Annotated in this window: 25 protein-coding genes; 11 read left to right on the forward strand and 14 right to left on the reverse strand. The window is 66.4% G+C overall.

The features are described 5' to 3' along the window. Positions 1–141: 141 nt before the first annotated feature. The 5 genes from queA (at position 142) to secF (ending at position 6,001) form a co-directional block, all read left to right on the forward strand. The gene (queA, locus tag ACW4E8_RS12945) at positions 142–1,212 is read left to right on the forward strand and encodes a tRNA preQ1(34) S-adenosylmethionine ribosyltransferase-isomerase QueA (protein ID WP_456804877.1); all 1,071 of its coding nucleotides are present in this window, start codon (positions 142–144) and stop codon (positions 1,210–1,212) included. Between the two features lie 16 nt (positions 1,213–1,228). Then, a complete protein-coding gene (tgt, locus tag ACW4E8_RS12950) occupies positions 1,229–2,359 on the forward strand; it encodes a tRNA guanosine(34) transglycosylase Tgt (RefSeq protein ID WP_456804878.1) in 1,131 nt (376 codons plus the stop codon). A 222-nt stretch (positions 2,360–2,581) separates the two neighbouring features. Beyond that, a complete protein-coding gene (gene yajC, locus ACW4E8_RS12955) occupies positions 2,582–2,908 on the forward strand; it encodes a preprotein translocase subunit YajC (protein ID WP_013957943.1) in 327 nt (108 codons plus the stop codon). 209 nt (positions 2,909–3,117) lie between these two features. Next, a complete protein-coding gene (gene secD, locus ACW4E8_RS12960; protein WP_456804879.1) occupies positions 3,118–4,989 on the forward strand; it encodes a protein translocase subunit SecD in 1,872 nt (623 codons plus the stop codon). Positions 4,990–5,029: 40 nt separating this feature from the next. After that, complete coding sequence (secF, locus tag ACW4E8_RS12965) at positions 5,030–6,001, forward strand: protein translocase subunit SecF (RefSeq protein WP_456804880.1); 972 nt, start codon at positions 5,030–5,032, stop codon at positions 5,999–6,001. A gap of 86 nt (positions 6,002–6,087) precedes the next feature. On the opposite strand, the gene ACW4E8_RS12970 is transcribed toward secF, so the two are convergent. The 8 genes from ACW4E8_RS12970 to purB form a co-directional block, all read right to left on the reverse strand. Beyond that, complete coding sequence (locus ACW4E8_RS12970) at positions 6,088–7,095, reverse strand: response regulator (RefSeq protein ID WP_013957946.1); 1,008 nt, start codon at positions 7,093–7,095, stop codon at positions 6,088–6,090. Next, positions 7,092–8,225, reverse strand: a complete 1,134-nt coding sequence (locus ACW4E8_RS12975) for an ATP-binding protein (RefSeq protein WP_456804881.1) — start codon at positions 8,223–8,225, stop codon at positions 7,092–7,094. The genes ACW4E8_RS12970 and ACW4E8_RS12975 overlap by 4 nt, the downstream gene beginning before the upstream one ends. 6 nt (positions 8,226–8,231) lie before the next feature. Continuing rightward, positions 8,232–9,563 (reverse strand): sensor histidine kinase, encoded by a 1,332-nt coding sequence (locus ACW4E8_RS12980; RefSeq protein WP_456804882.1) that lies wholly within the window; start codon positions 9,561–9,563, stop codon positions 8,232–8,234. A gap of 22 nt (positions 9,564–9,585) precedes the next feature. Next, complete coding sequence (locus tag ACW4E8_RS12985; protein ID WP_456804883.1) at positions 9,586–10,977, reverse strand: class I SAM-dependent methyltransferase; 1,392 nt, start codon at positions 10,975–10,977, stop codon at positions 9,586–9,588. 349 nt (positions 10,978–11,326) lie between these two features. Further along, the gene (locus ACW4E8_RS12990) at positions 11,327–11,917 is read right to left on the reverse strand and encodes a YceI family protein (RefSeq protein WP_456804884.1); all 591 of its coding nucleotides are present in this window, start codon (positions 11,915–11,917) and stop codon (positions 11,327–11,329) included. Positions 11,918–11,998: 81 nt separating this feature from the next. Next, entirely contained in the window at positions 11,999–12,568 is a 570-nt protein-coding gene (locus ACW4E8_RS12995; protein ID WP_456804885.1) for a YceI family protein, read from the reverse strand. 68 nt (positions 12,569–12,636) lie between these two features. Continuing rightward, the gene (locus ACW4E8_RS13000; protein WP_456804886.1) at positions 12,637–13,191 is read right to left on the reverse strand and encodes a cytochrome b; all 555 of its coding nucleotides are present in this window, start codon (positions 13,189–13,191) and stop codon (positions 12,637–12,639) included. A gap of 284 nt (positions 13,192–13,475) precedes the next feature. Then, the gene (gene purB / locus ACW4E8_RS13005; protein WP_456804887.1) at positions 13,476–14,852 is read right to left on the reverse strand and encodes an adenylosuccinate lyase; all 1,377 of its coding nucleotides are present in this window, start codon (positions 14,850–14,852) and stop codon (positions 13,476–13,478) included. A gap of 375 nt (positions 14,853–15,227) precedes the next feature. Here purB and ACW4E8_RS13010 point away from each other — a divergent pair, with 375 nt between their 5' ends. After that, positions 15,228–15,842 carry a glutathione S-transferase C-terminal domain-containing protein gene (locus ACW4E8_RS13010; RefSeq protein WP_114133769.1) on the forward strand — a complete coding sequence of 205 codons (615 nt, stop codon included), beginning with the start codon at positions 15,228–15,230 and terminating at the stop codon, positions 15,840–15,842. 63 nt (positions 15,843–15,905) lie between these two features. Here the strand turns inward: ACW4E8_RS13010 and mnmA are convergent, their stop codons facing one another. Next, a complete protein-coding gene (gene mnmA, locus ACW4E8_RS13015) occupies positions 15,906–16,991 on the reverse strand; it encodes a tRNA 2-thiouridine(34) synthase MnmA (RefSeq protein WP_456804888.1) in 1,086 nt (361 codons plus the stop codon). Beyond that, positions 16,988–17,491, reverse strand: a complete 504-nt coding sequence (locus tag ACW4E8_RS13020) for an NUDIX hydrolase (RefSeq protein WP_456804889.1) — start codon at positions 17,489–17,491, stop codon at positions 16,988–16,990. The genes mnmA and ACW4E8_RS13020 overlap by 4 nt, the downstream gene beginning before the upstream one ends. Positions 17,492–17,778: 287 nt before the next feature. Between ACW4E8_RS13020 and ACW4E8_RS13025 the strand changes: the two genes are divergently transcribed. From ACW4E8_RS13025 to ACW4E8_RS13045, 5 genes are all read left to right on the forward strand, one after another. Beyond that, the gene (locus ACW4E8_RS13025; RefSeq protein WP_456804890.1) at positions 17,779–18,900 is read left to right on the forward strand and encodes a Re/Si-specific NAD(P)(+) transhydrogenase subunit alpha; all 1,122 of its coding nucleotides are present in this window, start codon (positions 17,779–17,781) and stop codon (positions 18,898–18,900) included. 57 nt (positions 18,901–18,957) lie between these two features. Next, complete coding sequence (gene panD, locus ACW4E8_RS13030) at positions 18,958–19,320, forward strand: aspartate 1-decarboxylase (protein ID WP_456804891.1); 363 nt, start codon at positions 18,958–18,960, stop codon at positions 19,318–19,320. 174 nt (positions 19,321–19,494) lie between these two features. Continuing rightward, entirely contained in the window at positions 19,495–19,836 is a 342-nt protein-coding gene (locus tag ACW4E8_RS13035; protein ID WP_013957959.1) for an NAD(P) transhydrogenase subunit alpha, read from the forward strand. Then, the gene (locus tag ACW4E8_RS13040; RefSeq protein WP_456804892.1) at positions 19,836–21,308 is read left to right on the forward strand and encodes an NAD(P)(+) transhydrogenase (Re/Si-specific) subunit beta; all 1,473 of its coding nucleotides are present in this window, start codon (positions 19,836–19,838) and stop codon (positions 21,306–21,308) included. Before ACW4E8_RS13035 ends, ACW4E8_RS13040 begins: the two co-directional genes overlap by 1 nt. A 220-nt stretch (positions 21,309–21,528) precedes the next feature. After that, positions 21,529–22,575, forward strand: a complete 1,047-nt coding sequence (locus ACW4E8_RS13045; RefSeq protein WP_456804893.1) for a response regulator — start codon at positions 21,529–21,531, stop codon at positions 22,573–22,575. Between the two features lie 35 nt (positions 22,576–22,610). Here ACW4E8_RS13045 and ACW4E8_RS13050 read toward each other — a convergent pair whose 3' ends face one another. From ACW4E8_RS13050 to ACW4E8_RS13065, 4 genes are all read right to left on the reverse strand, one after another. Then, on the reverse strand, positions 22,611–23,864 hold the full coding sequence (locus ACW4E8_RS13050; protein ID WP_456804894.1) for a THUMP domain-containing class I SAM-dependent RNA methyltransferase: 1,254 nt from the start codon (positions 23,862–23,864) through the stop codon (positions 22,611–22,613). Positions 23,865–23,928: 64 nt separating this feature from the next. Beyond that, the gene (locus tag ACW4E8_RS13055; RefSeq protein WP_456804895.1) at positions 23,929–24,534 is read right to left on the reverse strand and encodes a DsbA family protein; all 606 of its coding nucleotides are present in this window, start codon (positions 24,532–24,534) and stop codon (positions 23,929–23,931) included. A 45-nt stretch (positions 24,535–24,579) separates the two neighbouring features. Further along, entirely contained in the window at positions 24,580–25,002 is a 423-nt protein-coding gene (locus ACW4E8_RS13060; protein ID WP_456804896.1) for a CopD family protein, read from the reverse strand. Between the two features lie 52 nt (positions 25,003–25,054). Then, the gene (locus ACW4E8_RS13065; protein WP_456804897.1) at positions 25,055–26,335 is read right to left on the reverse strand and encodes a glutamate-5-semialdehyde dehydrogenase; all 1,281 of its coding nucleotides are present in this window, start codon (positions 26,333–26,335) and stop codon (positions 25,055–25,057) included. Positions 26,336–26,417: the final 82 nt, after the last annotated feature.

Genomic DNA, 26,417 nt, shown 5'->3' on the forward strand with positions numbered 1-26,417 from the left:
GCCCGGCGGCAAGCGCGCGCGTGGCCTTACAATATTGGATTCGCCGATTGTACCCATGCCGGCTGCCACCACGGGCAGCGGAGTGCCGTTTTGTGCCCCGCTCCGGCCTGCATGGGGATCGCGCAGCCCCCCGCTCCCACGATGTTGACGCTTTCCGATTTCGATTTCCCGCTGCCGCCAGAACTGATTGCCCAGAGCGCGCTGCCCGACCGCAGCGCGAGCCGGCTGCTGGTGGTCGAACGGCTGGCCCCCGCCGACACCGCCGACGCGGTGCGCATGGTCGACCGCGCCTTCAGCGACATCGTCGACTACCTGCGTCCCGGCGACCTGCTGGTCTTCAACGACACCCGCGTGATCAAGGCGCGCTTCTTTGGCCACAAGCCCAGCGGCGGCAAGATCGAGGTGCTGGTCGAGCGCGTGGTCGATACCCACACCGTGCTGGCCCAGGTGCGCGCCTCCAAGACCCCGGCCGAGGGCAGCACGCTGCATCTGGCCGACGACGCCTTCGCCGTCACCGTGGGCCCGCGCGTGGACCAGTTCTTCACACTGCGCTTCCCCGAGCCGGCGCTGGACCTGATCGAGCGCTACGGCCGCCTGCCGCTGCCGCCGTATATCACGCACGACCCGGACGCCTACGACGAAACTCGCTACCAGACCGTCTACGCGCGCAGCCCCGGCGCGGTGGCCGCGCCCACCGCGGGCCTGCATTTCGACGATGCGCTGTTTGTGCGGCTCGATGCCGCCGGCGTGCGGCGCGCCTTCCTGACGCTGCACGTTGGCGCCGGCACCTTCCAGCCGGTGCGCACCGAGAACCTGGCCGAGCACAAGATGCACTCGGAGTGGTACGCCGTCTCCGAAGACCTGGCCCAGGCCGTGCGCGACACCCGCGCGCGCGGCGGCCGCGTGATCGCGGTCGGCACCACCTCGCTGCGCGCGCTGGAATCGGCCGCGCAGGCCGACGGCACGCTCGCCGCCGGCAGTGGCGACACTGATATCTTCATCACCCCCGGCTACCGCTTCCGCCTGGTCGATGCCCTGATCACCAACTTCCACCTGCCCAAGTCGACGCTGCTGATGCTGGTGTCGGCGCTGGCCGGCGTGGAAGCCATCCGCGCCGCCTACCGCCATGCGGTCGAGCAGCGCTACCGTTTCTTCAGCTACGGGGACGCCATGCTGCTGACCCGCCAGCCCGGTGCCGACACCGAGGCCTGATCTCCGACTACCCTTCATGCTCAACTTCGAACTCATCACCACCGACGGCAACGCCCGCCGCGGCCGCGTCACGCTGAACCACGGCGTGGTCGAAACGCCGATCTTCATGCCGGTGGGCACCTATGGCTCGGTCAAGGCGATGTCGCCGCTGGAGCTCAATGAAATCGACGCGCAGATCATCCTGGGCAACACCTTCCACCTGTGGCTGCGCCCCGGGCTGGACGTGGTCAACGCCCACGAGGGCCTGCACCGCTTTATCGGCTGGGACAAGCCGATCCTGACCGATTCCGGTGGTTTCCAGGTGTTTTCGCTGGGCGATCTGCGCAAGATCACCGAAGATGGCGTCACGTTCGCATCTCCGGTCAATGGCGACAAGCTCTTCCTGTCGCCCGAGATCTCGATGCAGATCCAGCGCACGCTGAACTCGGACATCGTGATGCAGTTCGACGAATGCACGCCATACGAGATCGACGGCCGCCCCGCTATGCATGAGGAAGCCGCCAAGTCGATGCGCATGAGCCTGCGCTGGGCCAAGCGCTCGCGCGACGAGTTCGAGCGCCTGGCCAACCCCAACGCGCTGTTCGGCATCGTCCAGGGCGGCATGTACGAGGACCTGCGCGACGAATCGCTGGCCGGCCTGTCCGAGCTGGACTTCCACGGCTTTGCCATCGGCGGGCTGTCGGTGGGCGAGCCCAAGGAAGACATGATGCGCGTGCTCGAGCACGTGGCGCCGCGCCTGCCGGCCAACAAGCCGCATTACCTGATGGGCGTGGGCACGCCCGAAGACCTGGTCGCCGGCGTCGCCGCCGGGGTGGATATGTTCGACTGCGTGATGCCCACCCGCAACGCGCGCAACGGCTGGCTCTTCACCCGCTTCGGCGACGTCAAGATCAAGAACGCGGCGCACCGCAACGATCCGCGCCCGCTCGATGAAAGCTGCGCCTGCTACAGCTGCCGCAACTTCTCGCGCGCCTACCTGCACCACCTGCACCGCGTGGGCGAGATCCTGGGTGCGCGCCTGAATACCATCCACAACCTGCACTACTACCTGCAGCTGATGCGCGAGATGCGCGAAGCCATCGAGCACCATCGCTTTGCCGACTTCCGCCGCCAGTTTGCGGCCGACCGCGCCCGCGGCACGCAGTGACAACGCCGGGTGGCGCGAACTTTTGCGCTGCCGGCGGTCGAATAGCCGGGTCATCCGGGGGCGACCCGCGATCCAGAGCGCCCGGCCATGCCGACCCCTGCCGCAAGTTGCCCCGAGCGCACCCGAACAAACCCGTATTCCGCCCTAGAATGCCAAGGGCTGGCGGAATGCGAATGGTAGAATGATCGATTATTTGACTAATTTTTGTGACGGAGAAACAACGTGCTGATTTCTAACGCATTTGCCCAGACCGCCGGAGCCGGCGGCGCGGCTGGCGGCCTGATGAGCTTCCTGCCCATCATCCTGATGTTTGGCGTGCTGTGGTTCATCATGATCCGCCCGCAAATGAAGCGCCAGAAGGAAGCCAAGGCAATGCTCGAAGCGCTGGCCAAGAACGACGAAGTCGTGACCGCCGGCGGCATCCTGGGCAAGGTGACCAAGGTCACCGACCAGTATGTCAGCCTGGAAATCGCCGAAGGCACTGAAATCACCGTGCAGAAGAGTGCCGTAACCACCGTGCTGCCCAAGGGCTCGCTCAAGGCGCTCTGATCTCCGGATCGCGCGCGCGACTCCCGCCTTTGTCTTTTCCGGCATGCCCGTTCGCGCATGCCCCGGCAGCCGCCTGATCCAGCCCGACGAAGCCCCCGTGGCTTCGATCCGTGGCTGCCAGGCGGCTGTTTGCCAAACCGGTTCGGCCCCGCCGACGTGGTGCGCCACGCCAGCGCCGGCCCCGCCAACCGCTGAATGACTGGCCAGAGATGAATCGTTATCCGCTTTGGAAATACCTCGTGATCCTGGTGGCCCTGGCCATCGGCATCATCTATACCTTGCCGAACTTCTTCGGCGAGGCGCCTGCGGTGCAGGTGTCCTCGGGCAAGGCCACGGTCAAGGTCGACCTGTCGATGCAGAAGCAGGTCGAAGAGATCCTGGCGCAGAACCAGCTGCAGCCTGACGGCGTCTTCTTTGATATTTCCGGCCAGTCCGGCTCGGTCAAGGCGCGCTTCCGCACCACCGACGAGCAGCTCAAGGCCAAGGACATCCTGTCGCGCACGCTCAACCCCGACGCGGCCAACCCCACCTATGTGGTCGCGCTGAACCTGCTGTCGGGCTCGCCGCGCTGGCTGACCGCCATGCACGCGCTGCCGATGTACCTGGGCCTGGACCTGCGCGGCGGCGTGCACTTCCTGCTGCAGGTCGACATGAAGGGCGCCGTCGACAAGAAGCTCGACAGCCTGGGCGGCGACGCGCGCACCCTGCTGCGCGACAAGAGCATCCGCCACGGCGGCATCGACCGCGACGGCGAGCGCCTGACGGTGCGCTTCAACAACGCCGAGGACGCCGGCCGCGCCCGCCCCGTGCTGGCCGACAACCTGCGTGAAGTCGCCTTTGCGATGGACGGCAACAATGTCGTCGGCACCTTCACCGAAGCCGCCCGCAGGGCCGTGCAGGACGCCGCGGTCAAGCAGAACATCACCACGCTGCACAACCGCGTGAACGAGCTTGGCGTGGCCGAGCCGGTCATCCAGCAGCAAGGCGCCGACCGCATCGTGGTGCAGCTGCCGGGCGTGCAGGACACCGCCAAGGCCAAGGACATCATCGGCCGCACCGCCACGCTGGAAGCCCGCCTGGTCGACAACGACGCCCCGCGCAGCCCGCGCCCGGGCGACCCGATCCCGTTCGGCAGCGAGCTCTTCACGCAAGGCAACGGCGCCCCGGTGGTGCTCAAGAAGCAGGTCATCTTCACCGGCGACCGCATTGAAAGCGCCTCGGCCGGCTTCGACCAGAACCAGCAGCCCTCGGTCAACATCAAGCTCGACGCCCAGGGCGGCCGCGTGCTGCGCGACGTCTCGCGCGAGAACCTGAAGAAGCCGATGGCGATCGTGCTGTTCGAGAAGGGCAAGGGCGAAGTGCTGACGGTGGCGACGATCCAGTCCGAACTGGGCTCGAGCTTCCAGATCACCGGCTCCTACTCCACCGAAGCCGCCAACGACCTGGCGCTGCTGCTGCGCGCCGGCTCGCTGGCCGCGCCGATGGAGATCATCGAAGAGCGCACCATCGGCCCGTCGCTGGGTGCCGACAACATCCAGAAGGGTTTTGACTCGGTCGCCTACGGCTTTGCCGCGATCGGCGTGTTCATGATCCTGTACTACATGCTGTTCGGCGTGTTCTCGGTGCTGGCGCTGGGCGTGAACCTGCTGCTGCTGATCGCCGTGCTGTCGATGCTGCAGGCCACGCTGACGCTGCCGGGCATCGCCGCCATTGCGCTGGTGCTGGGCATGGCCATCGACGCCAACGTGCTGATCAACGAGCGCATCCGCGAAGAACTGCGCGGGGGCGCGTCGCCGCAGATGGCGATCGCGGTCGGCTTCGACCGCGCCTGGGCCACCATCCTGGACTCCAACGTGACCACGCTGATCGCCGGCCTGGCACTGCTGGCCTTTGGTTCGGGCCCGGTGCGCGGCTTTGCCGTGGTGCACTGCCTGGGCATCCTGACCTCGATGTTCTCGGCGGTGTTCTTCAACCGCGGCCTGGTCAACCTCTGGTACGGCCGCAAGAAGAAGCTGCAGAGCGTGGCCATCGGCCAGATCTGGAAGCCGGGCAACACCACCGACACGCCGGTCGCCAAGTAAGGCGAGCAGCAACAACTAGCAGTACAGAACAGGATTCAACATGGAATTCTTCCGCATCCGGCGCGACATTCCGTTCATGAAGCACGCGTTGGTCTTCAACGTGATCTCCTTCCTGACGTTTGCCGCGGCCGTGTTCTTCCTCTGGCACAAGGGCCTGCACCTGTCGATCGAATTCACCGGCGGCACGGTGATGGAGGTCAGCTACCAGCAGGCGGCCGACCTGGAAAAGATCCGCGGCCAGGTGGGCAAGCTGGGCTATACCGATGTGCAGGTGCAGAACTTCGGCACCTCGCGCGACGTGATGATCCGCCTGCCGCTGCAGAAGGGCCCGGACGGCAAGCCCGTCACCTCGGCCCAGCAGAGCGAGCAGGTGATGACCTCGCTGCAGGCGGCCTCGCCCGACGTGAAGCTGCAACGGGTGGAGTTCGTCGGCCCGCAGGTGGGCAAGGAGCTGGCCACCGACGGCCTGCTGGCGCTGTTGTGCGTGGTGGCCGGCATCGTGATCTACCTGTCGTTCCGCTTCGAATGGAAGTTCGCGGTGGCGGGCATCATCGCCAACCTGCACGACGTGGTCATCATCCTGGGCTTCTTCGCCTACTTCCAGTGGGAATTCTCGCTGTCGGTGCTGGCGGCGATCCTGGCGGTGCTGGGCTACTCGGTCAACGAATCGGTGGTGATCTTCGACCGGATCCGCGAGAACTTCCGCAAGTTCCGCAAGATGACCACGCACGAGATCATCGACAACGCGATCACCAGCACCATCTCGCGGACCATCATCACCCACGGCTCGACCCAGATGATGGTGCTGTCAATGTTCTTCTTCGGCGGCCCCACGCTGCACTACTTTGCCCTGGCACTGACGGTCGGCATCTTGTTCGGCATCTACTCGTCGGTGTTCGTGGCCGCGGCGCTGGCGATGTGGCTGGGCGTCAAGCGCGAGGACCTGGTCAAGGGCGACAAGAAGACCGACTCGACCGACCGCAACGACCCCAACTACGGCGCGCAGGCCTGACACCTGCCCTGCCGGTAAAACAGAACGGCGCCCCGCGGGGCGCCGTTTTTCATGGCTGCAAAGTCTGGGAAATTCAGCTGGGAAATTCAGGCCGGCATCGAGAACCGCTCGATCCACGCCGCCAGCCGGTCGGCCGCGAAGGCCTCGCTGCGCGGGCATGCGCGGCACACCACGGTGTTGCCGTCGCGCGCAAACTGCAGCGCGCCGCCAGCCTCTTCCAGCCACAGCAGGCTGGCCAGCCAGGCCGCGTGCTGCGCCGACACGGGTGCGCCGATCGGCTGCGCGAGGAACTCCGCCAGCGTGGCCGGCGCGGTCCACACCACGGTGTCGCCGTCGCGGCGCACCACCTCGCTGCCCAGCGCATCGACAATCACTGCGGCTGCATCGGCAGCGCCCCGGCCGGCATTGGCGCTGCGCAGGCCCGCCAGGCGCGTGGCCACGGCATGGCCGAAGCTGCCGCTACGCTCGGCTTCGGCACGCACCAGGTCGGCGTAGTCCATGCGCTGCCAGTCCGGTTCGACGCTGCCCGCGCCGGCCAGGTCGACCGCCGCGAGGTAGGTCTCCACCGGCTGGAAACGGCCCGGCCCGATCAGGCTGGCACACAGCGCATGCACCATGCCGATGCGCGAGGCCACGGTCTGGGTCTGCAGCACGGACAGCTTCTCGCGCAGCAGCTGGTCGCGTTCCTTGCGCAGGCCGGCCAGTTCCAGCGCCTGCTTCAGCTCCATGCGCAGCGCGGTGATGTCCCACGGCTTCTTGATGTAGCGGTGGATCTGCCCCTGGTTGACCGCCTCGACGGTCTGGTCGAGCTCCGAATACGCGGTGGTCAGGATGCGCACGATATGCGGGTAGCGCTCGCGCGCGTAGCGCAGCAGTTCGTTGCCATACTCGCCCGGCATGCGCTGGTCCGACACCAGTACCGCCAGGCTGCCTGCGTGGGCGTCGAGCAGTGCCTTGCCCTCTTCAACGGAGCCGCCGGTGGCCACCGGTGCCAGCGCCCCGATGGCACGCTGGAAATACTTGACTGCAGTCGCTTCGTCATCGACGAACAGAATCGCCGGGGGTGGTGCCTGCGTGGCATTCGGTTCGGTCATCGGTCACTCCTATGCTTTCGACTCTTGAAACTTGGAAAGTCCAGCGTCACCGTCGTGCCGGCACCGGATGCGGATTCGATCCGGATGCCGCCGCCAAACGACTGCATGACGCGGTTGCAAAAAATCATGCCCAGGCCGCTGCCGCCGGCACTGGCGTGGGTGGTGACAGGGTCGACCAGCAGCCGCTCCATCACTTCCGGCGGAATGCCCGGCCCGTTGTCGCAGATGCGGATTTCCGGGCGCGGCTGCGCCACCACCACAAAGCGCAACGCCGGCGTGCCGACACTGCCCAGCGCCCGCAGCGCGTTGCTCATCACCGAGGAGAGCACCAGCGCCACGCAGTTGGGCAGCGTCTGCACCGGGAAATCGCCGTCCATCTCCACCTGCACCCAGCTGCGCTGGTCGGCCGCGAACGGGTAGCTGTCCAGCAGCGAAGTGACCAGCGTGCCGGCGCTAACCTCGGTGCCGGCATCGGGCCGGGCCGGCATGCTGCCGGCACTGTTGCGCACTGACTGCAGGAACGACGACAGCACCGCCAGGCAATACTGGGCGTTGTCGTACATGGCGCTGGCCGCCTGGCCGATCTCGGCCTGGCGCTGCGCACTGTATTCGCCGGCGACACGCCCGCGGATGCCGTGGGCAAAGTTGGCAATGGCCGCCAGCGGCGTGTTCAGCTCGTGCGCCAGGAAGGCCAGGGTCTCGTCGATCGCCATCAGCCGGTGCTGGCGCAGGGTGCGCTCGCGGTGGCGCTCGGCGGCGCGTGCCAGCACCTCGCGCAGGTCGGCCACGCTCAGCGGCTTTTCCAGGATGCGGAAGACTTCGCCGCTGTTGACCGTTTCCAGCAGCACGTCCTTGTCGGCATAGGCCGTGACCAGGATGCGCACGATCTGCGGGTATTCCTGCGCCACCTGGCGCAGCAGCTGGCCGCCGTCGCGCCCGGGCATGCGGAAGTCGGTCACCAGCACCGCCACGCGGGCAGGGTCCGCGCGCAGCACCGCCAGGGCCTCGTCGGCGCCGTCTGCCACCAGCACCTCATAGTCGCCGCCGGCGGCGCGGGCGAAATACTTGCGCGCCATCTCCTCGTCGTCGACATAGAGAACGGCAAGCCGTGCCTGCTTCGCTTCGCTCATGGCTGGTTACTCCGCACGCGGCAGGTCGAAGCTGAACGCGGTCCACTGGCCCAGTTCGCTCTCGGCATACAGCTGCCCGCCGTGGCGCTCCACCACCGCGTAGCTGATCGACAGGCCCAGGCCAAGCCCCTGCCCCACCTCGCGCGTGGTGAAGAACGGCTCGAACACGCGCGCCAGGTTTTCCTGGGGGATGCCAGGGCCGTTGTCGCGCACCATGACGTGCAGGCGGTGGTTGTCCCACCGGGCCGTGGTATGGATCGCCGGCGCGGCCGTGCCCGCCTTGCGCATGGCCAGCGCGGCATTCGAGAACAGGTTGATCAGCACGCCGATGATGGCCGCCTCGTCGCCCAGCACCAGGGTGTCGGCAGGCAGTTCGCGGCTGAGGCTGACGCCGCGCAGCTCATGCGCGGTCAGGCGGATCGACGAATCGAGCGCCTTCTCGAACAGGAACGGCGTGCCTTCCACCTCGGCGCCCGGCTTGCGGTAGGCAAAGGTCTTGAGGTCGGAGACGATATGCTGGATGCGCTGCATCCCCTGCTTGGCGTCGACCAGGCACTCTTCCAGCGAAGGGTTCTCCTTGGCTTGCGGCTCTTCCATCGCCACCTCGATCGCCATCAGGCAGAAGTTGACCGGGTTGTTCACCTCGTGCAGCAGGCCGGCCGCCAGCGTACCGATGGCGGCCATCTTCTCCTGCTGCAGCATCTGGCCCTTGATGTCGGCCAGCCGGCGGTTGATTACTTCCAACTCGGCGTTCTTCTCGGCCACCTCCGCCTTCAGGCGGAACAGCATGAAGCGCGCGCGCTCGTTGAAGAAGGTGTAGACGCCGCTGGCCGCCGCGGCGAACAGCAGGAACAGCGAGTTGACGATAAAGGTGCCGACCGGCTCGATGCCGCCGGAATGGAACAGGCACGCCAGCACGTACAGCAGGTACGAGAGCATGCCGAACACCAGGTTCTGCCACAACCCGAACGGCAGCGCGATGCCCGATGCGAAGATCGCGAGGTTCAGCCCCACGTAGTAAGGCGACTCCACCCCTTCGGTCTGCAAGATCATCCACGCGATCATGATCTGCGGCAGCAGCAGCCAGGTCAGCGTCAGCCAGGGCGCGAAGCGGCGCCCGGCGGCGCTGTACAGCATCACCACCACGCCCGCGATCAACAGCGACACCAGCACGCGTGCCACCCCGAACGCCAGCTGCTGCTGCGGATACTGGCCGTAGTCGAGCCCGACGCCGAGCATGACCAGCACGATCGCGGTATAGGCGCCGCCGCGGCTGAACGCCAGACGGAAGTCGGCCAGTTCGGACTGGTAGCCGGCGTAAAGTTGGTTAGTGCTCATGGCGTGGCCCGCTAGGACAGCCTCATTCAATGGTGGCTTCGGCAAACACGTTGACGCCAGTGGGGTCGACGTAGATGCGGTGCAAATGCGAGTTCTCCGGCAGCAGCTGCGCCATGTCGGCGTCGTCGCGGTAGATCAGGTACCACTCCAGCAAGTGCTCCATGCCGAATTTCTCGGGATTGTTGGCATGCACGTTGGTCACCAGGATCTGCCCGCCCGCGCGCGAGCGCGAAGCGAAATACGCCAGCAGCCGCGCGCAGACCTTGTCGGAAAGGTAATCGAACAGGCCGGCGCAGTAGACCGCGTCAAACTCCCGCGCACTGATATCGTCAGGCGAGATGCGCCGCTTGAGCAGTTCGTGCACAGACTGGTGCACCATTTCCACCGACGCCTTGCGCCCGGCGCCGGAGGCCGCGCGCTCAATCGAGCTGCGCGTGTAGTCCAGCGTCTCGTCGCTGAAGTCGACCAGCTGGAACGACAGCAACTCGGGATTGGGATACTCGCGCACGAAGCGCTGGATCTCGAAGGCCGGACCGCAGCCCACGTTGAGCACGCGGAACGGACGGCCCGCGGCGCGCGCGCGCTCGGCCTGGCGCGTCAGGAAGTCGACCAGCAGGTCGATGCGGTTGCGGTGCGCGGTCGCCACCGCCGCCTTCAGGAAGGCGGTATTGACGATCTGGAAGTAAGTGGTCGGGCCCTGCTGCGGATCGCTCAGGATCTGGTTGACCATCTCGTAGTCGCCGGCGTATCCCAACGGCTTGGTAAAGGTCCGGTATACGAACGGCGCCCGCAGCAGCAGCGGGTGCAGCGCCGACTGGGCATAGGTGCGGTGCACCGGCGCGATCTCCGGGTCCACGCGCTCGGCCTCGCCCTCGAGCCAGTCGAGGTAGGTCTTGGTCTTGACCATGATTGGCGTGGCCAGCTCGTAGAACACGTCTTCGCGCAGCTTGCCGTCCTTCTTGGGCAGCGATTCGGTCAGGTCGACCTGCTCGACCCAGCGCGACACTTCGGACAGGAACGCGCGCATCTCGTTGACCACGATCTGGTAGTCGCGCCGGATATTGAAGCGCGAATCCCAGTCCTGCACGAACAGCTCGGCTTCGCGGGCTACAGACTTGGGTTCGTTGTTCAGGTCGGACAGCTCGCGCCACTCGTCGATCAGCGTCAGCGACACCACCGCGGTCAGGCCAGTGTTCACCAGGCTCATCACCACGGCCTTGCCCAGGTAGGCGTTCTTGGACCCCATGCGGACGCTGAGCTCGCTCAGCACCTCGCTGACCTGGACGATCGAGTACGGGTTGTAGACCTCCATCACCAGGGACTTCCTCTGGAGATTGATGATCGTGCCCCGCGCCTGCTCGCCCTGCGAGTTGCGGAAACTAACTACCGGGTCGATTTGCGTTTTGGAATACACGGTATTGCGCCAGGGAAAACCGGGAAACGCTGCGGGCCATACAGCCAGGGCAGAACGGCCGGGTACAGCATGAGGGGCGAGGAGGTCGCGGGGGCGGCTACCGGTATCGGGACATGCAGCGAATGCTCATAGTGATGCGCTTTAGCCGGTTGCGGGCATGGCTGCCCCCGCCATGGCAGGAGTAGCAATGCCCCGATCAAGGAGGTATTGCCGCGGGCCATTGTACTGTGCCCGTCGGGGGTCGTACAACCAAGTGCCCTGGCAGGCCCCTGAATCATGCCGGACAACAAAAAAGGCCGGCATGGCCGGCCTTGATAGCTTGGAAGCCCGGCGCAGCGGGCTGGCGCGCTCAGTCCGCGCGCACGCCTTCCACCTGGATGGCGAGCTTGACCTCGGGCTTGAAGCCCATTTTCACGCCATAGTCCAGGCCGAAGTCGGCACGGTTGAAATGGCCCACGGCGTCGGCGCCGCAGGCTTCGCGCTTGAGCATCGGGTGCTGGATGCACTTGAAGTCGCGGATTTCCAGCTTGACCGGCTTGGACACGCCGCGCAGCGTCAGCACGCCGTCAACTTCGGTCGGCACGTCGCCCTTGAACTTGGAGAACTTGCCCTTGTAGACGGCCTCGGGGAAGGCTTCCACGTCGAACATGTCCGGGCCCTTGGCGTGCTGGTTCAGCTTGGAATTGCCGAAATCGATCGAAGCCGGGTCGATCTTGACCTCGACCGAGCCCGCCTTGGCGGCACGGTCCAGCGTGACCACGCCGCTGGACTTGTCGAACTTGCCGCGCCAGGTCGACAGGCCGCCCAGGTGGTCGGCCTCGAAGCTCGGGTAGGTGTGGGTCGGATCGAGGTTGTACGTCACGGTATTGGCCGAAGCCACGCCGAAGGCGGCGGTTGCGGAAATGGCCGCGACGGCGGCAACGAGGAAACGCAGTTTCATGGAATCTCCCGACAAATCAGGTTGGGGCGGAACGTTCTCAGGAACGCCTTGGGTACGTCAGCGGAATGCCGGCCTTGCTTGTTACTTCTTGGCCAGCACGATACGGAATTTGATCTGCACGTCGTCGGCCACCACGGAAGTGTCCTTCCATTCGCCGTCGCCGATATTGAAGACCGTGCGCTTGATCGGCAGCGCGCCCTCGAACACCTGCACGGCGCCTTCCTGGCGGTAGGTGGCGGGCACCACCACGTCGACGGTCTTGCCCTTGATGGTCAGCTTGCCGGCCACGTCGTACTTGCCCGGCGTGCCGTTCTTGATGCTGGTGGACTGGAACACGGCCTTGGGGTACTTGGCGGCGTCGAACCAGTCCTTGCCCTTCACTTCCTTGGTGGTCTCGGCGTCGCCGATCTCGAAGCTGGACACATCGATCTCGACCTTGGCCGACGAGGTCGCCAGCTTGGCCGGGTCGAAGCTGACCGCGGCATCGAACTTCCTGAACTTGCCTTCCATCGGCACGCCGATCTGGCGCGCGACCGCGGTCACCGAGCTCTTGGCGGCGTCGACCTGCGCCCAGGCCAGGTTGGCGGCGATGCCGGAGGCGGTCAGGACGGCGGCGATGACGACCGAGCCGCGGCGGGAATTGCGTTTCATCTCAAAAAACTCCTGTCAGGGTCGGCGCAGCGCGCCGCGGTACGGAAAAAGTTGGCCGGGGCGGCGCCTCAGCGCAGGAACGGCAGCATCCGGCCCAGCGTGCCGTCGCGGTCGACGAACTGGTGCTTGACCGCCGCCGCCGCATGGACAACGACCACCGCCGCCATCAGGTAGTTCAGCCAGATATGGACAAGCTTCAGTATTTCTTTCAGTTCGTCGTTCTTTTCCAGCAGCGCCGGCATCTTCCACAGGCCCAGGTAGACCACCGGCACGCCCGCGGCCGAGCTGTACAGGTAGCCACTGATCGGCACGATCACGATCAGCAGGTACAGCAGGTGATGGGCGCCGGCCGCGGCCTTGGCCTGCCAGGCCGGCGTGCCGGGCGCCACCGGCGGTGCCGCATGGGTTGCACGCCACAGCACGCGCAGCACGGCAACCGCGAAGATCGTCACGCCCAGCCACTTGTGCCAGGAGTAGAGCTTGAGCTTGGTCGGCGTCAGCCCCGGAATGCCGGTCATGTACAGGCCGAGCCCGAACGCGGCAAAGATCGCCAGCGCAATGACCCAGTGCAAGGCGATCGCGGTGGCACCGTAGCCGGTCGGGGCATTGGCGGTAGAACGCATCGGATTCCTCTCGCCCGTGTAGGAGCGTTTCACAATTTTGGGGAAGGCACCGGCGGGGGCTGGCCCGCCCGTGCGCTTACGATTCTCGCATTATTGCGGCGGGCTGTGCGCCGATGAAGGACAGTCCTTCATTAAGTTATTCAAATGCTTTGAAGTGACATTCTGTCGCAAGCGGCACAAAGCCGCAGCGGCCCTGCCCGCCGTGCCGCGCCAGAAAAGCAAAAAGCCATCCTCGCGGATGGCTTTTGCAGCACGTCGCCCCAGTTCTGGGGCGGAATGTGGCGTCAGATACGCTCGGCCAGCACCACGGCCTTGCCGATATAGTTGGCGGGCGTCATGTCCAGCAGCAGCTTCTTGGCGTCGTCGGGGATCGCCAGGCCGTTGATGAAGGTCTGCAGCGCCTCGCGCGAGATGCCCTTGCCGCGGGTCAGCTCCTTGAGCTGCTCGTACGGGTTGGGCACGCCGAAGCGGCGCATCACGGTCTGCACCGGCTCGGCCAGCACCTCCCAGCAGTTGTCCAGGTCTTCGTCCAGGCGCTCGGGATTGGTTTCCAGCTTGCCCAGGCCGCGCAGGCAGGCCTCGTAGGCCAGCAGGCTGTAGCCGAAGGCCACGCCGATATTGCGCAGCACGGTCGAATCGGTCAGGTCGCGCTGCCAGCGCGACAGCGGCAGCTTCTCGGACAGGTGGCGCAGGACCGCGTTGGCCAGGCCCAGGTTGCCTTCGGAGTTCTCGAAGTCAATCGGGTTGACCTTGTGTGGCATGGTCGACGAGCCGATTTCGCCGGCCTTGGTCTTCTGCTTGAAATAGCCCAGCGAGATATAGCCCCAGACGTCGCGGTTCAGGTCGAGCAGGATGGTGTTGGCGCGGGCGATCGCGTCAAACAGCTCGGCCATGTAGTCGTGCGGCTCGATCTGGATGGTGTACGGGTTGAAGGCCAGGCCCAGGCGGGTCTCGATCACCTGCTTCGAGAAGGCTTCCCAGTCGAACGTCGGGTAGGCCGACAGGTGCGCGTTGTAGTTGCCCACCGCGCCGTTCATCTTGCCCAGCAGCTCGACCTGCTCGATGCGCTGGATCGCGCGCGCCAGGCGCGCGGCCACGTTGGCCATTTCCTTGCCCAGCGTGGTCGGGCTGGCCGGCTGGCCGTGGGTGCGCGACAGCATCGGCTGCGCGGCATTGAGCCTGGCCAGTTCCACCAGGCGGGCGTGCACGCGCTTGAGCGCCGGCACCACCACGCCTTCGCGGGCGCCCTTGAGCATCATGCCGTGCGAGGTGTTGTTGATGTCTTCCGAGGTGCAGGCGAAGTGGATGAACTCGCTGGCGGCTTCCAGCTCGGCATTGCCCTTGACCTGTTCCTTGAGCCAGTACTCGACCGCCTTCACGTCATGGTTGGTGACGGCTTCGATTTCCTTGATGCGGGCGGCGTCGGCCTCGCTGAACTTGTCCACCAGCGCCAGCAGCGCGGCCTCGGAAGCGGCCGAGAACTTGGGCATGTCGGGCAGGCCGGCCTGCGACAGCGCGATCAGCCAGTGCACCTCGACCTTGACGCGGTTGCGCATGAAAGCGGCCTCGGACAGCCATTCGCGCAGCGCATCGGCCTTGGCGGCGTAACGGCCATCGATCGGGGACAGGGCGGTGAGCGGCGAAAGCGAAGAGGTGGTCATGCTGGAAACCGGGAAAAGGGAGGCAGTAGAAGAAGGCGACGAACAAGGAGCGCCGCGGGGGCTGGCGCTGTCAGCGTTGGCGGCGGGAGGGATCGAAAAAGCGACTTTATGCGGCCAGATGCGTCCAAAACGCCGCACCGGCAGGCCCGCCGGCGCTGCGCAACGCGGGATTTTACCACCCCTGCCCCGGCTCCGGGCAGCGGTAAAGCGCCGCCGCGGGGCATCGGTGCGCAAGCCCGCATTCGCCATGCACCACGGGTATACTCGCGCACGCCGTTCCAGTAGCCTGTTATGAAGTGCATCGGGCAAGCCGCGCGCCCCACCGCCGCTGCCACAGAGCGACGATGCACTTCATAACAAGCTCAAGGGGAGAACATGAAGCTGTATGCGTCCCGGACCAGTCCCTACGCGCGCAAGGTGCGCGTGGTGATGGCCGAGAAAAAAATCGAGTGCCAGCTCATCGAAGAGGATGTCTGGTCGCCCGAGACCAGGATCGGCCAGTTCAACCCGCTCGGCAAAGTGCCTTGCCTGGTCATGGAAGACGGCGGCGCGATCTTCGATTCGCGCGTGATCGTCGAATATGTCGACACGTTGACGCCGGTCAGCCGGATGATCCCGCAGGGCGGGCGCGAGCGCCTGGAAGTCCGCTGCTGGGAGGCGCTGGCCGACGGCCTGCTCGACGCTGCGCTGCTGGTGCGCCTGGAGGCAACCCAGCGCGAGCCGCATGAGCGCAGCGAGCGCTGGGTGCAGCGCCAGCGCGGCAAGATCGACGCGGCGCTGGTGGCCATGGCGCACGGCCTGGCCGACCGCCCCTTCTGCACCGGCACGCACTATTCGCTGGCGGACGTGGCGGTGGGCTGCGCGCTGTCCTACCTGGACTTCCGCTTCCCCGAGATTGCCTGGCGCGAGCGCCATCCCAACCTGGCGGCGCTGGAGGAAAAGCTGTCCAAACGCCAGTCGTTTATCGATACGGAACCGCCGCGTGGCTGATCCGCAGCGGCCGAAAAGAAAACACCCGCCTCGAGCGGGTGTTTTTCCGTGCTGCGGCAGCGCTTACTGGATGATGCCGCCGCCCAGGCAGATGTCGCCGTCGTACAGAACCGCCGACTGGCCCGGCGTGACCGCCCATTGCGCCTCGGCAAACCCGAGCGTCAGCGCGTCGCCGTCCACCGCCTGCACCGTGCAGGCCGCATCGCTCTGGCGGTAGCGCGTCTTGCCCGCCATCGCCGCGCCCGCGGCAGGCGGCTCGCCGGCCACCCAGGACAGGTCCGACGCGGTCAGCACCGGCGTCAGCAACCACGGGTGGTCGTGGCCCTGCACCACGTAAAGCGTATTGTTCGCCATATCCTTGCGCGCCACGTACCAGGCGTCGCCGTTGCCGTCGCGGCTGCCGCCCAGGCCGATGCCCTTGCGCTGGCCCAGCGTGTAGAAGGCCAGGCCGATATGCTCGCCCACGACCTTGCCCTCGGGCGTCTTCATCGGGCCCGGCTTGGTCGGCAGGTAGCGGTTCAGGAAATCGCGGAACGGGCGCTCGCCGATAAAGCAGATGCCGGTGGAATCCTTCTTTTTTGCGTTCGGCAGGCCGATCTCGGCGGCGATCTCGCGCACGCGCGTCTTGGGGATCTCGCCAAGCGGGAACAGCGTGCGCGACAGCTGCGCCTGGTTCAGCCGGTGCAGGAAGTAGCTCTGGTCCTTGGTGTGGTCCAGCGCCTTGAGCAGCTCGAACCGGCCGGCCGCGTTCTGCCGCACGCGCGCATAGTGGCCGGTGGCGATGGTTTCCGCCCCCAGCGACATGGCATGGTCGAGGAAGGCCTTGAACTTGATCTCGGCATTGCACAACACGTCCGGGTTGGGCGTGCGGCCGGCGGAGTATTCGCGCAGGAAGTCGGCAAAGACCCGGTCCTTGTACTCGGCGGCAAAGTTGACCGCCTCCACGTCGACGCCGATCAGGTCGGCCACCGACACCACGTCCAGCCAGTCCTGGCGCGTGGAGCAGTACTCGCTGTCGTCATCGTCTTCCCAGTTCTTCATGAACAGGCCGATGACCTCGTAGCCCTGCTGCTTGAGCAGCCACGCGGTGACGGACGAGTCGACCCCGCCCGACATGCCCACGACGACACGTTTTCCGGCACCACTCACGGCTGCGCTCCCAGCGGGACGGCCGCGGCCAGCGCCGACGGGTGCGTGTACAACGCGTCCAGCGCAAAGCGCTTGCCGGCCACGTAGTCGTTGACGCAGGCCATCACCAGCGGCGAACGGTGACGCTCCGGGCAGGCGCGCAGTTCTTCCGCGCTCATCCAGACCGTGCGCACGATGCCGGTGTCGAGCTGGCGGCCGGCGTCGAGCGAGCCCAGGTCGCCGGTAAAGGCAAAGCGCACATAGGTCACATCGGTGCCGGTGCGCGACGACAGCGAACGGCCCATGTAGCAGCCCAGCAGCGCGCGCGGCTCAAAGGTGTGCGCGGTCTCTTCCAGGGTTTCGCGGATCACGGCGCGGATCAGGCTCTCGCCCGGGTCCAGGTGCCCGGCGGGCTGGTTCAGGCGCAGCCCGTCGGCGGTTTCCTCTTCGACCAGCAGGAAGCGGCCGCCGCGTTCGATCACGGCGGCAACGGTCACGCTGGCATTCCAGTCACTTGACATGATGCTCAATTTTTAGGCAATCCCGCATTCTACCGGTTGCGGGCCCATCGTGCAGCGCCGCCGACCCGCCATGGCCCCCGGCCGGCGAGTCCGGCTGGTGCTGAAATTCCGGCTGCAACTCCCCCTTTGGCGGTCGCCGTAAAAGCCGACCGGCCGGTCACCGTTGAACGTCAGATTCCTGTAAGCTGCGAAAAAATTGTTGCGCTGCGGCTTAAGCCTGCGGCGCGCACGGGCCAGACGTCGGTCCGCCCAACCAGACAAGACGCCAGCTAAAGGAGAAATTGACGATGTACATCGGCATCCCGCAGGAGACGCGGGCCGGCGAGACTCGCGTCGCCGCCACCCCGGAGACAGTCAAGAAGTACGTCGCCCAGGGCCACAAGGTGGTCGTGCAGGCTGGCGCCGGCGTAACCGCCAGCCAGCCCGACGGCGCGTATGAGGCGGTCGGCGCCACCATCGGCACCGCAGCCGAAGCACTGGGCGCCCAGCTGGTGCTCAAGGTGCGCGCACCGGACGCCGCCGAACTGGCGCAGATGAAGCCAGGCGCCGTACTGGTCGGCATGCTCAATCCCTTCGACGCCGAGAACAACGCGCGCATGTCCGCCGCGAACATCACCGCCTTTGCCCTGGAAGCCGCGCCGCGCACCACGCGCGCGCAGAGCATGGACGTGCTGTCGTCGCAGGCCAACATCGCCGGCTACAAGGCCGTGCTGGTGGCCGCGCACCACTACCAGCGCTTCATGCCGATGCTGATGACCGCCGCCGGCACCGTCAAGGCCGCACGCGTGCTGATCCTGGGCGCGGGCGTCGCCGGCCTGCAGGCCATCGCCACGGCCAAGCGGCTGGGCGCGGTGATCGAAGCCTCCGATGTGCGCCCCGCGGTCAAGGAGCAGATCGAATCGCTCGGCGCCAAGTTCCTCGACGTGCCCTTCCTCACCGATGAAGAGCGCGAGATCGCCCAGGGCGTCGGCGGCTATGCCCGCCCGATGCCGCCGGACTGGATGAAGCGCCAGGCCGAGCTGGTGCACCAGCGCGCCGTCCAGGCCGACATCGTCATCACCACCGCACTGATCCCGGGCCGCAAGGCGCCGGTGCTGCTGCAGGAAGCCACCGTGGCGCAGATGAAACCCGGCTCGGTGGTGGTGGACCTGGCCGCGGCACAGGGCGGCAACTGCCCGCTGACGGTGGCCGACGAAGTGGTCAACCATAACGGCGTCATCCTCATCGGCCACACCAACCTGGCCAGCATGGTCGCGGCCGACGCCTCGGCGCTCTATGCCCGCAACGTGCTGGACTTCCTCAAGCTGGTCGTCGACAAGGACGGCCAGTACACGCTGAACCTTGAAGACGACATCGTCGCGGCCTGCCTGATGTGCAGGGACGGCCAGGTCGTGCGAGAGGCGGCGTAATTTCCACGGGCGCCGTGCGCCCACTGCTTTTGCATCAAATATAAGGACGTATCACCCATGCAACGCATCATGCTCCGCGCCAAGCTCCACCGCGTCACCGTGACGCAGGCGGACCTCAATTACGAGGGTTCGTGCGGCATCGACCAGGACCTGCTGGACGCTGCCGACATGAAGGAGTTCGAGAAGATCGAGCTGTACAACGTGAACAACGGCGAGCGCTTCTCCACCTACATCATCAAGGGCGAGCGCGGCAGCGGCGAGATCTCGCTGAACGGCGCCGCGGCCCGCCGCGCGCACCTGGGCGACCAGCTGATCATCTGCACCTACGCGCCGATGAGCGAAGAGGAAATCGCCACCTACAAGCCCAAGGTCATCCTGGTGAACGAGAAGAACGGCATCAAGGAAATCAAGAAGTTCTGAGGGTTTGCTCTCCACCCCTCTGCCGCAGGCGGGAGAGGGGTCGCGCAGCTGGTCGCCTAGAGCCACGACCCGCACAGAGGTCTGTCGGCCTGCCTGCGCGGCAGCATCCCGGTCGTTCGCAATACAGCAAAAGACAAGCGGCATCCCGGATTCAAAGCAACGGAGGAGAAGTCGATGGAGATGGTGAACCACACGGTGATCAACCTGATCATCTTCGTGCTGGCGATCTACGTGGGTTACCACGTGGTCTGGACGGTTACGCCAGCCCTGCATACGCCCCTGATGGCGGTGACCAATGCGATCTCGGCGATCATCATCGTCGGCGCCATGCTCGCCGCGGGCCTGACCGAAGGCGGGGTCGGGCGCGTGATGGGCACGCTGGCGGTGGCGCTGGCCGCGGTCAATGTGTTCGGCGGCTTCCTGGTCACCCAGCGCATGCTGGAGATGTTCAAGAAGAAGGAACCGAAGGCCAAGGCGCCTGAGGCAAAGCCGGCGCTGGCCAGGGAGGGCGCGTGATGACCGGTCTTGTCAGCATGAACCTCGTCACCCTGCTCTACCTGGTGGCCTCGGTCTGCTTTATCCAGGCGCTCAAGGGCCTGTCGCACCCGGCCTCGGCGCGCAAGGGCAATGCCTTCGGCATGATCGGCATGGCCATTGCCGCGGTGACCACGCTGGTCCTGATCATCAAGCTGAAGGATGAATTCCTCGCGGCGGGCACGGCCCAGTCGTCGGTGGGCACGGGCCTGGCGCTGATCTTCGCCGCGCTCGTGGTCGGCGGCGGCATCGGTGCCTACGTGGCGAAGAAAGTGCAGATGACCAAGATGCCCGAGCTGGTCGCGGCGATGCACTCGCTGATCGGCCTGGCCGCGGTCTTCATCGCAGTGGCGGCGGTGGCCGAGCCGGCGGCGTTCGGCATCAGCCCGGCAGGCTCGCACCTGATCCCGCTGGGCAACCGCATCGAGCTCTTTATCGGCTGCTTCGTCGGCGCGATTACGTTCTCGGGCTCGGTGATCGCCTTCGGCAAGCTGGCCGGGCGCTACAAGTTCCGCCTGTTCCAGGGCGCGCCGGTGGTGTTTGCCGGCCAGCACTGGCTGAACCTGCTGCTGGCGGTGGCGATGGTGGGCTTCGGCGTCATCTTCTTCCTGTCGCAGGACTGGCTGCCGTTCCTGATCATGCTGGCGATCGCCTTCGTGCTGGGCGTGCTGATCATCATCCCGATCGGCGGCGCCGACATGCCGGTGGTGGTGTCGATGCTGAATTCGTACTCGGGCTGGGCGGCGGCGGGCATCGGCTTCTCGCTGAACAACCCGATGCTGATCATCGCGGGCTCGCTGGTGGGCTCCTCCGGTGCGATCCTGTCGTACATCATGTGCAAGGCGATGAACCGGTCGTTCTTCAACGTGCTGCTGGGCGGTTTCGGCGGCGCGACGGCGGCGGCGGCAACGGGCGACCAGCAGCAGCGCCCGGTCAAGTCGGGTTCCGCCGACGATGCCGCGTTCCTGATGGGCAACGCCGAGACCGTGATCATCGTGCCGGGCTATGGCCTGGCCGTGGCGCGCGCCCAACACGCGCTCAAGGAACTGACCGAGAAGCTGGCGGAAAAGGGCGTGACCGTGAAGTACGCGATCCACCCGGTGGCGGGCCGCATGCCGGGCCATATGAACGTGCTGCTGGCCGAGGCCGAGGTGCCGTACGACCAGGTCTTCGAGATGGAAGACATCAACAGCGAGTTCGGCCAGGCCGACGTGGTGCTGGTGCTGGGCGCCAACGACGTGGTCAACCCGGCGGCCAAGAACGACCCCCAGTCGCCGATTGCCGGCATGCCGATCCTGGAGGCCTACAAGGCTAAGACAATCATCGTCAACAAGCGCTCCATGGCCGCCGGCTACGCCGGGCTGGACAACGAGCTGTTCTACATGGACAAGACCATGATGGTGTTCGGCGACGCCAAGAAGGTGGTCGAAGACATGTTCAAGGCGGTCGACTAAGGCCGTCCGCGCGCCGCGCGCAGGCCCGGGCCATCCCGGCCCTGCCGCGGGCGCTTCCCCCGCCCGGCGCCCGCCGGGCTCCTGCCGCCGGCCCTGGCTGCAAGGCGTGCCTTGCAAGGCAGCCATGGCGCGCTATACTGGCCTGCGAATGCGCACACTGGCTTGCCGCTTGCGCCACGCCTGTGCCTAACTACTGCGCCGAACCCCTGCCCGCCGCTCCATGACCTTCAACCCGCACGACAGGAACCTGTCGGTCTTCCATCACCCGGTCCTGACCGTCCTGGTCGATGACAGCAAGTCATTCATCGACAGCCTGGCATTCCAGATGGATGCCTCGCGCGCGGTGATCACCTTCACCGACCCGCGTGAAGCGCTGCAATGGATCCGCGAGGCCTACGCCACCCGCTTCCCGGGTTTCCTGCCGGTGCGCGTCACGCACGACGACCTGACCTTCCTGACCGAGCGACGCACCGTGCAGCTCGACATCGACCGCATCTACCGCCAGATCCACGACTTCAAGCGCTTCCTGCAGCCGGGCGTGGTGGTGGTCGACTATTCGATGCCGCAGATGGACGGGCTGGAATTCTGCCAGGCGCTGCAGGACCTGCCCTGCAAGACCATCCTGCTGACCGGCACCGCCGACGAGAGCATCGCCGTGCAGGGCTTCAACCACGGGCTGATCGACCGCTACGTGAAGAAGCATGAAAGCAATATGGTCGAGCGGCTGGACCAGGAAATCGAGGCCATGCAGCAGGCGTACTTCGCCACGCTGTCGCGCACGCTGCGCGAGCTGCTGACGCGGCATTCGTTCTCGTTCCTGTCCGATCCGGCCATCACCGAGCGCGTGCGCCAGCTCATCGCGCGCTATGGCTTTGTCGAGTACTACCTGTACCCCAACCCGGCCGGCATCCTGCTGCTGACCGCGCAAGGCCACGCCACGCTGATGGTGATCGAGACCCGCGCCGGGCTGATGAGCCAGGTGGAATCGGCCGAGGCCTACGACGCCCCCGCGGCGCTGATCGAAGGCCTGCGCGAAGGCCGGCTGGTGCCGTTCTTCTGGCCCGGCAACGGCATGTACACGCCGGCGTGCGTGGACTGGGAACAATACTGCCTGCCGGCCGAGCGCTGCGAAGGCAATGAAGAATTCATCTATGCGCTGTTCGACCTGCCGCGCCACCTGCTGCAGGAGCCGGTGGTCAGCCTGCAGGCCTTCCTGGCGGACTTCAGCCGCAATCCGGATGCACTGACGGGGCGCAAGCGCCCCTGACCCAGCCGCCCTGCGGCCCGGCGCCGCAGGCGCCGTCAGTCCGCCTGCGCCGCCCGGTTGGCGCCGCGCACCATGTCGAAGCGGAACAGCCGGCATTCGATATTGCCGTTGTAGAGCGGCGTGCGGCGCGACTCCTTGAGCCGCAGCCGGCGCGGGAAGCCCATGTCGCCGGTAAACACCCAAGCCTGCCAGCCCGCGAAATGCTGCTTGAGCGTGGTGGCAAAGGCACTGGCGAACTGGTTGGCGGCGGCCTCCTCGACCTCGTCGCGCGGCATCTCTTCCTCTGGCAGGCGGCGCTGGCCGCGCACCGCGATCCGCTCGCCGTACGGGGGATTCATCAACAGCAAACCCGGCTCTTCAAAAGGCGGCTGCACGAAGCGCGCATCCACCTGCTTGGTGCGCGCCTCGCCCGGCAGGCCGGCACGCTCCCAGTTGGCGCGCGTGATGGCCAGCATGTCGGTGGAGATGTCCGAACCCACCACCTGCAGCGCATCGGCCGAGGCCAGCATGCGGGCGCGCTGCGCGTCGGACTTCAGCTTCTGCCAGGCCTTGGTGTCCATGCCCTTGAGCCATTCGAAGGCAAAGCTGCGGCTGCCGCCCGGCGCGATGCCCAGCGCTACCTGCGCGGCCTCGATCAGGAAGGTGCCGCTGCCGCACATCGGGTCGTAAAAGGGCCGGAAGGTCTGGCCCGGCACCCAGCCCGCCAGGCGCAGGATGCCGGCGGCCAGGTTTTCCTTCAGCGGCGCCTCGCCCTTCTCGGTGCGCCAGCCGCGCTTGAACAGGGGCTCGCCGGTGGTGTCGAGGTACAGCGTGCAGTCATGCTCGGTCAGATGGGCATAGATACGCACATCCGGGCTGGCGGTATCGACGCTCGGGCGCGCGCCCACGCGCTCGCGCAGGGCATCGCAGACCCCGTCCTTGACGCGCAGCGCGGTGAAATTCAGGCTGCGCAGCGGCGACTTGTGCGACGTGATGTCCACGCGCAGCGATTCATCGGGCGAAAACCACTGCTCCCAGCGCACGCCGCGTGCCAGCGTATAGATGTCGTCCTCATGCCGGTAGCCGCGCGCGGCCACGCGCATCAGCACCCGGCTGGCAATGCGCGAATGCAGGTTGACCGCATAGGCGGCGGCCATCTCGCCCGAGAAATTGACGCCGCCCGGCACCTCCTGGTGCACCGTGAACGGCGCCAGCGCGGCCATGCCCGGCATCGTGGCGATCTCGCGCAGTTCTTCGGCGAGGGCGCTCTCCAGGCCGCGCGGGCAAGGGGCAAAGAAGGCTTGGGTCATGTGTTGGGTTTCCTGCAAACAAAAACGTCCGCCGTAGCGGACGGGGATCTATCCGAAGCTTAGCTCAAGCCGCCGCCAGGGCGCGGTCGAGGAAATCCAGCCGGTCCTGGCCCCAGAAGGGCTGGCCGTCATGGACGTACCACGGCGCGCCGAACACGCCGGCCGAGATCGCGTCCTGGGTGTTCTGCGCATAGGCCGCCTGCACCGACTGCGCCTCGCTGGCCTTGAGCAGGCTGGCGCCGTCCAGGCCGGCCTCGTCGGCGATCTGCGCCAGCGTGGCGGCATCGGCGATATTGCGTTGCCGGGCCCACACCGCCGCGCCGATGGCGCCGGTCAGCTGCATCGCGCGCGCGGTGCCATGCGCCAGCTGCGCCGCGATGATCAGCTTGCTGGCCGCGTCGCCCGATACCGGGAAGAACGTCGGCTGCGGATGCAGCGGCACGTCCAGGAATTCGCTCCAGCGCGCCAGCTCCACCAGGCGGTAGGCCTGGCGCTGGGGCGGGCGCTGCGACAGCGGCAGCCCGCCGGAGACGGAAAACACCTTGCCCAGGTCGCACGGCTTCAGGTTCACCTGCGCGCCATGGCGCTCGGCGATGGCGGCAAAGCGCGCATGGCCCAGGTAGACGAACGGCGACTGCGGCGTCAGGTAATAGTCAACCAGCTTGCTCATTTCGGTTCCGCAACAGGATTGGCAACAACAGACCGGGCGCCAGGCTCAGAACGGCTTGACGACCACCAGGATCACCACCGCCAGCAGCACCAGCACCGGCAGCTCATTGAACCAGCGATAAAACTTGTGCGAGCGCGTATTGCGCCCCGCTTCGAACTTGCGCAGCAGCACGCCGCAGCCGTGGTGGTAGCCGATCAGCACCAGCACCAGCGCCAGCTTGGCGTGCATCCAGCCCTGCCCCGCGCCGCGGCCGATGCCGTAGCCCAGGTACAGCCACAGCCCGAACACCACCGCCGGCACCGCCAGCATGGTCATGAAGCGGAACAGCTTGCGCCCCATCAGCAACAGGCGCTGCGTGCTGGCGGCGTCGGTATCCATCGCCAGGTTGACGAAGATGCGCGGCAGGTAGAACAGGCCGGCGAACCACGAGACCACGAAGACGATATGCAGCGCTTTGACCCAGAGCATCGGCAGGCAGGCGTGTAAGGACGATTGTTATTGTTGGCGCTGTCGGTATGGCTCAGGTGCGGATCTCGCCGTGCCCGAATACCACGTACTTGAGCGAGGTCAGCCCTTCCAGCCCGACCGGCCCGCGTGCGTGCAGCTTGTCGTTGGAGATGCCGATCTCCGCGCCCAGGCCGTACTCGAAGCCATCGGCGAAGCGGGTCGAGGCATTGATCATCACGCTGGCCGAATCGACCTCGCGGATAAAGCGCATGCCCGCCGAGTAGTTCTCGGTGATGATCGAATCGGTATGGTGCGAGCCGTATTCGTTGATATGGGCGACGGCCTCGTCCAGTCCGGCCACGGTCTTGATGGCGAGGATCGGGGCCAGGTATTCCAGGCGCCAGTCTTCCTCTGCGGCATCGACCAGGCCGGTGAAGCCCGCTGCTTCCAGCGTGGCGCGGGTGGCCGGGCACACGCGCAGCTCGACGCCCTTCTCCTGGTAGATGCGGCACAGCGGCGGCAGCGCGGCGGCGGCGATGTCCTGCGACACCAGCAGCGTCTCCATGGTGTTGCACGGCGCATAGCGCTGGGTCTTGGCGTTGTCGCAGACGCGCACGGCCTTGTCCAGGTCGGCATCGGCGTCGATATAGACGTGGCAGATGCCGTCCAGGTGCTTGATCATCGGCACGCGCGCTTCTTCCATCAGCCGCGCGATCAGGCTCTTGCCGCCGCGCGGCACGATCACGTCGACGTATTCGGTCATGGTGATCAGCCGGCCCACGGCGGCGCGGTCAGTGGTCTCGATCACCTGCACCGCCTCGGACGGCAGCCCGGCCGCGGACAGGCCCTCGGCCACCAGCGCCGCCAGCGCGGTGTTGGATTCGATCGCCTCGGAACCGCCGCGCAGGATGGTGGCGTTGCCCGATTTCAGGCACAGCGCCGCGGCGTCGATGGTCACGTTCGGGCGCGACTCGTAGATGATGCCGATCACGCCCAGCGGCACGCGCATCTGGCCGACCTGGATGCCGGTCGGGCGGAACTTCATGTTCGAGATCTCGCCGATCGGGTCGGCCAGCGCGGCGATCTGCTCCAGGCCCGCGGCCATGGTGGCGATGGCCTTGTCCGACAGCGTCAGGCGGTCGATAAAGGCGTCGTCCTGGCCGTTGGCGCGGGCGCGCTCGACATCGCACGCGTTGACCGCCTTGAGCTTGTCGGCATCACGGCGGATGGCCGCGGCGATGGTCAGCAGCGCACGGTTCTTGTCGGCCGTGGAGGCACGCGCCATGGCGCGCGACGCGGCGCGGGCCTGGCGGCCGACGCGGTCCATGTATTGGTTGAGGTCGAGCTCGTTCATGTCAGTGGCCCTGGGGTGGTGGCCGTCAGTGTGTTTTCCGTCCCCCCGCCGCACGCGGCGGGGGAAGCAAACCTGTGGAGTT

This window comes from Cupriavidus sp. CP313 (genome assembly GCF_054072015.1).

Excerpts from the sequence above, each read along its gene's own strand:
- queA (WP_456804877.1), top strand. The coding sequence starts at position 142 with ATGTTGACGCTTTCCGATTTCGATTTCCCGCTGCCGCCAGAACTGATT.
- tgt (WP_456804878.1), top strand. The coding sequence starts at position 1,229 with ATGCTCAACTTCGAACTCATCACCACCGACGGCAACGCCCGCCGCGGC.
- secD (WP_456804879.1), top strand. The coding sequence starts at position 3,118 with ATGAATCGTTATCCGCTTTGGAAATACCTCGTGATCCTGGTGGCCCTG.
- secF (WP_456804880.1), top strand. The coding sequence starts at position 5,030 with ATGGAATTCTTCCGCATCCGGCGCGACATTCCGTTCATGAAGCACGCG.
- ACW4E8_RS12970 (WP_013957946.1), bottom strand. The coding sequence starts at position 7,095 with ATGACCGAACCGAATGCCACGCAGGCACCACCCCCGGCGATTCTGTTC.
- ACW4E8_RS12975 (WP_456804881.1), bottom strand. The coding sequence starts at position 8,225 with ATGAGCGAAGCGAAGCAGGCACGGCTTGCCGTTCTCTATGTCGACGAC.
- ACW4E8_RS12980 (WP_456804882.1), bottom strand. The coding sequence starts at position 9,563 with ATGAGCACTAACCAACTTTACGCCGGCTACCAGTCCGAACTGGCCGAC.
- ACW4E8_RS12990 (WP_456804884.1), bottom strand. The coding sequence starts at position 11,917 with ATGAAACTGCGTTTCCTCGTTGCCGCCGTCGCGGCCATTTCCGCAACC.
- ACW4E8_RS12995 (WP_456804885.1), bottom strand. The coding sequence starts at position 12,568 with ATGAAACGCAATTCCCGCCGCGGCTCGGTCGTCATCGCCGCCGTCCTG.
- ACW4E8_RS13000 (WP_456804886.1), bottom strand. The coding sequence starts at position 13,191 with ATGCGTTCTACCGCCAATGCCCCGACCGGCTACGGTGCCACCGCGATC.
- purB (WP_456804887.1), bottom strand. The coding sequence starts at position 14,852 with ATGACCACCTCTTCGCTTTCGCCGCTCACCGCCCTGTCCCCGATCGAT.
- ACW4E8_RS13010 (WP_114133769.1), top strand. The coding sequence starts at position 15,228 with ATGAAGCTGTATGCGTCCCGGACCAGTCCCTACGCGCGCAAGGTGCGC.
- ACW4E8_RS13020 (WP_456804889.1), bottom strand. The coding sequence starts at position 17,491 with ATGTCAAGTGACTGGAATGCCAGCGTGACCGTTGCCGCCGTGATCGAA.
- ACW4E8_RS13025 (WP_456804890.1), top strand. The coding sequence starts at position 17,779 with ATGTACATCGGCATCCCGCAGGAGACGCGGGCCGGCGAGACTCGCGTC.
- panD (WP_456804891.1), top strand. The coding sequence starts at position 18,958 with ATGCAACGCATCATGCTCCGCGCCAAGCTCCACCGCGTCACCGTGACG.
- ACW4E8_RS13035 (WP_013957959.1), top strand. The coding sequence starts at position 19,495 with ATGGAGATGGTGAACCACACGGTGATCAACCTGATCATCTTCGTGCTG.
- ACW4E8_RS13040 (WP_456804892.1), top strand. The coding sequence starts at position 19,836 with ATGACCGGTCTTGTCAGCATGAACCTCGTCACCCTGCTCTACCTGGTG.
- ACW4E8_RS13045 (WP_456804893.1), top strand. The coding sequence starts at position 21,529 with ATGACCTTCAACCCGCACGACAGGAACCTGTCGGTCTTCCATCACCCG.
- ACW4E8_RS13050 (WP_456804894.1), bottom strand. The coding sequence starts at position 23,864 with ATGACCCAAGCCTTCTTTGCCCCTTGCCCGCGCGGCCTGGAGAGCGCC.
- ACW4E8_RS13055 (WP_456804895.1), bottom strand. The coding sequence starts at position 24,534 with ATGAGCAAGCTGGTTGACTATTACCTGACGCCGCAGTCGCCGTTCGTC.
- ACW4E8_RS13060 (WP_456804896.1), bottom strand. The coding sequence starts at position 25,002 with ATGCTCTGGGTCAAAGCGCTGCATATCGTCTTCGTGGTCTCGTGGTTC.
- ACW4E8_RS13065 (WP_456804897.1), bottom strand. The coding sequence starts at position 26,335 with ATGAACGAGCTCGACCTCAACCAATACATGGACCGCGTCGGCCGCCAG.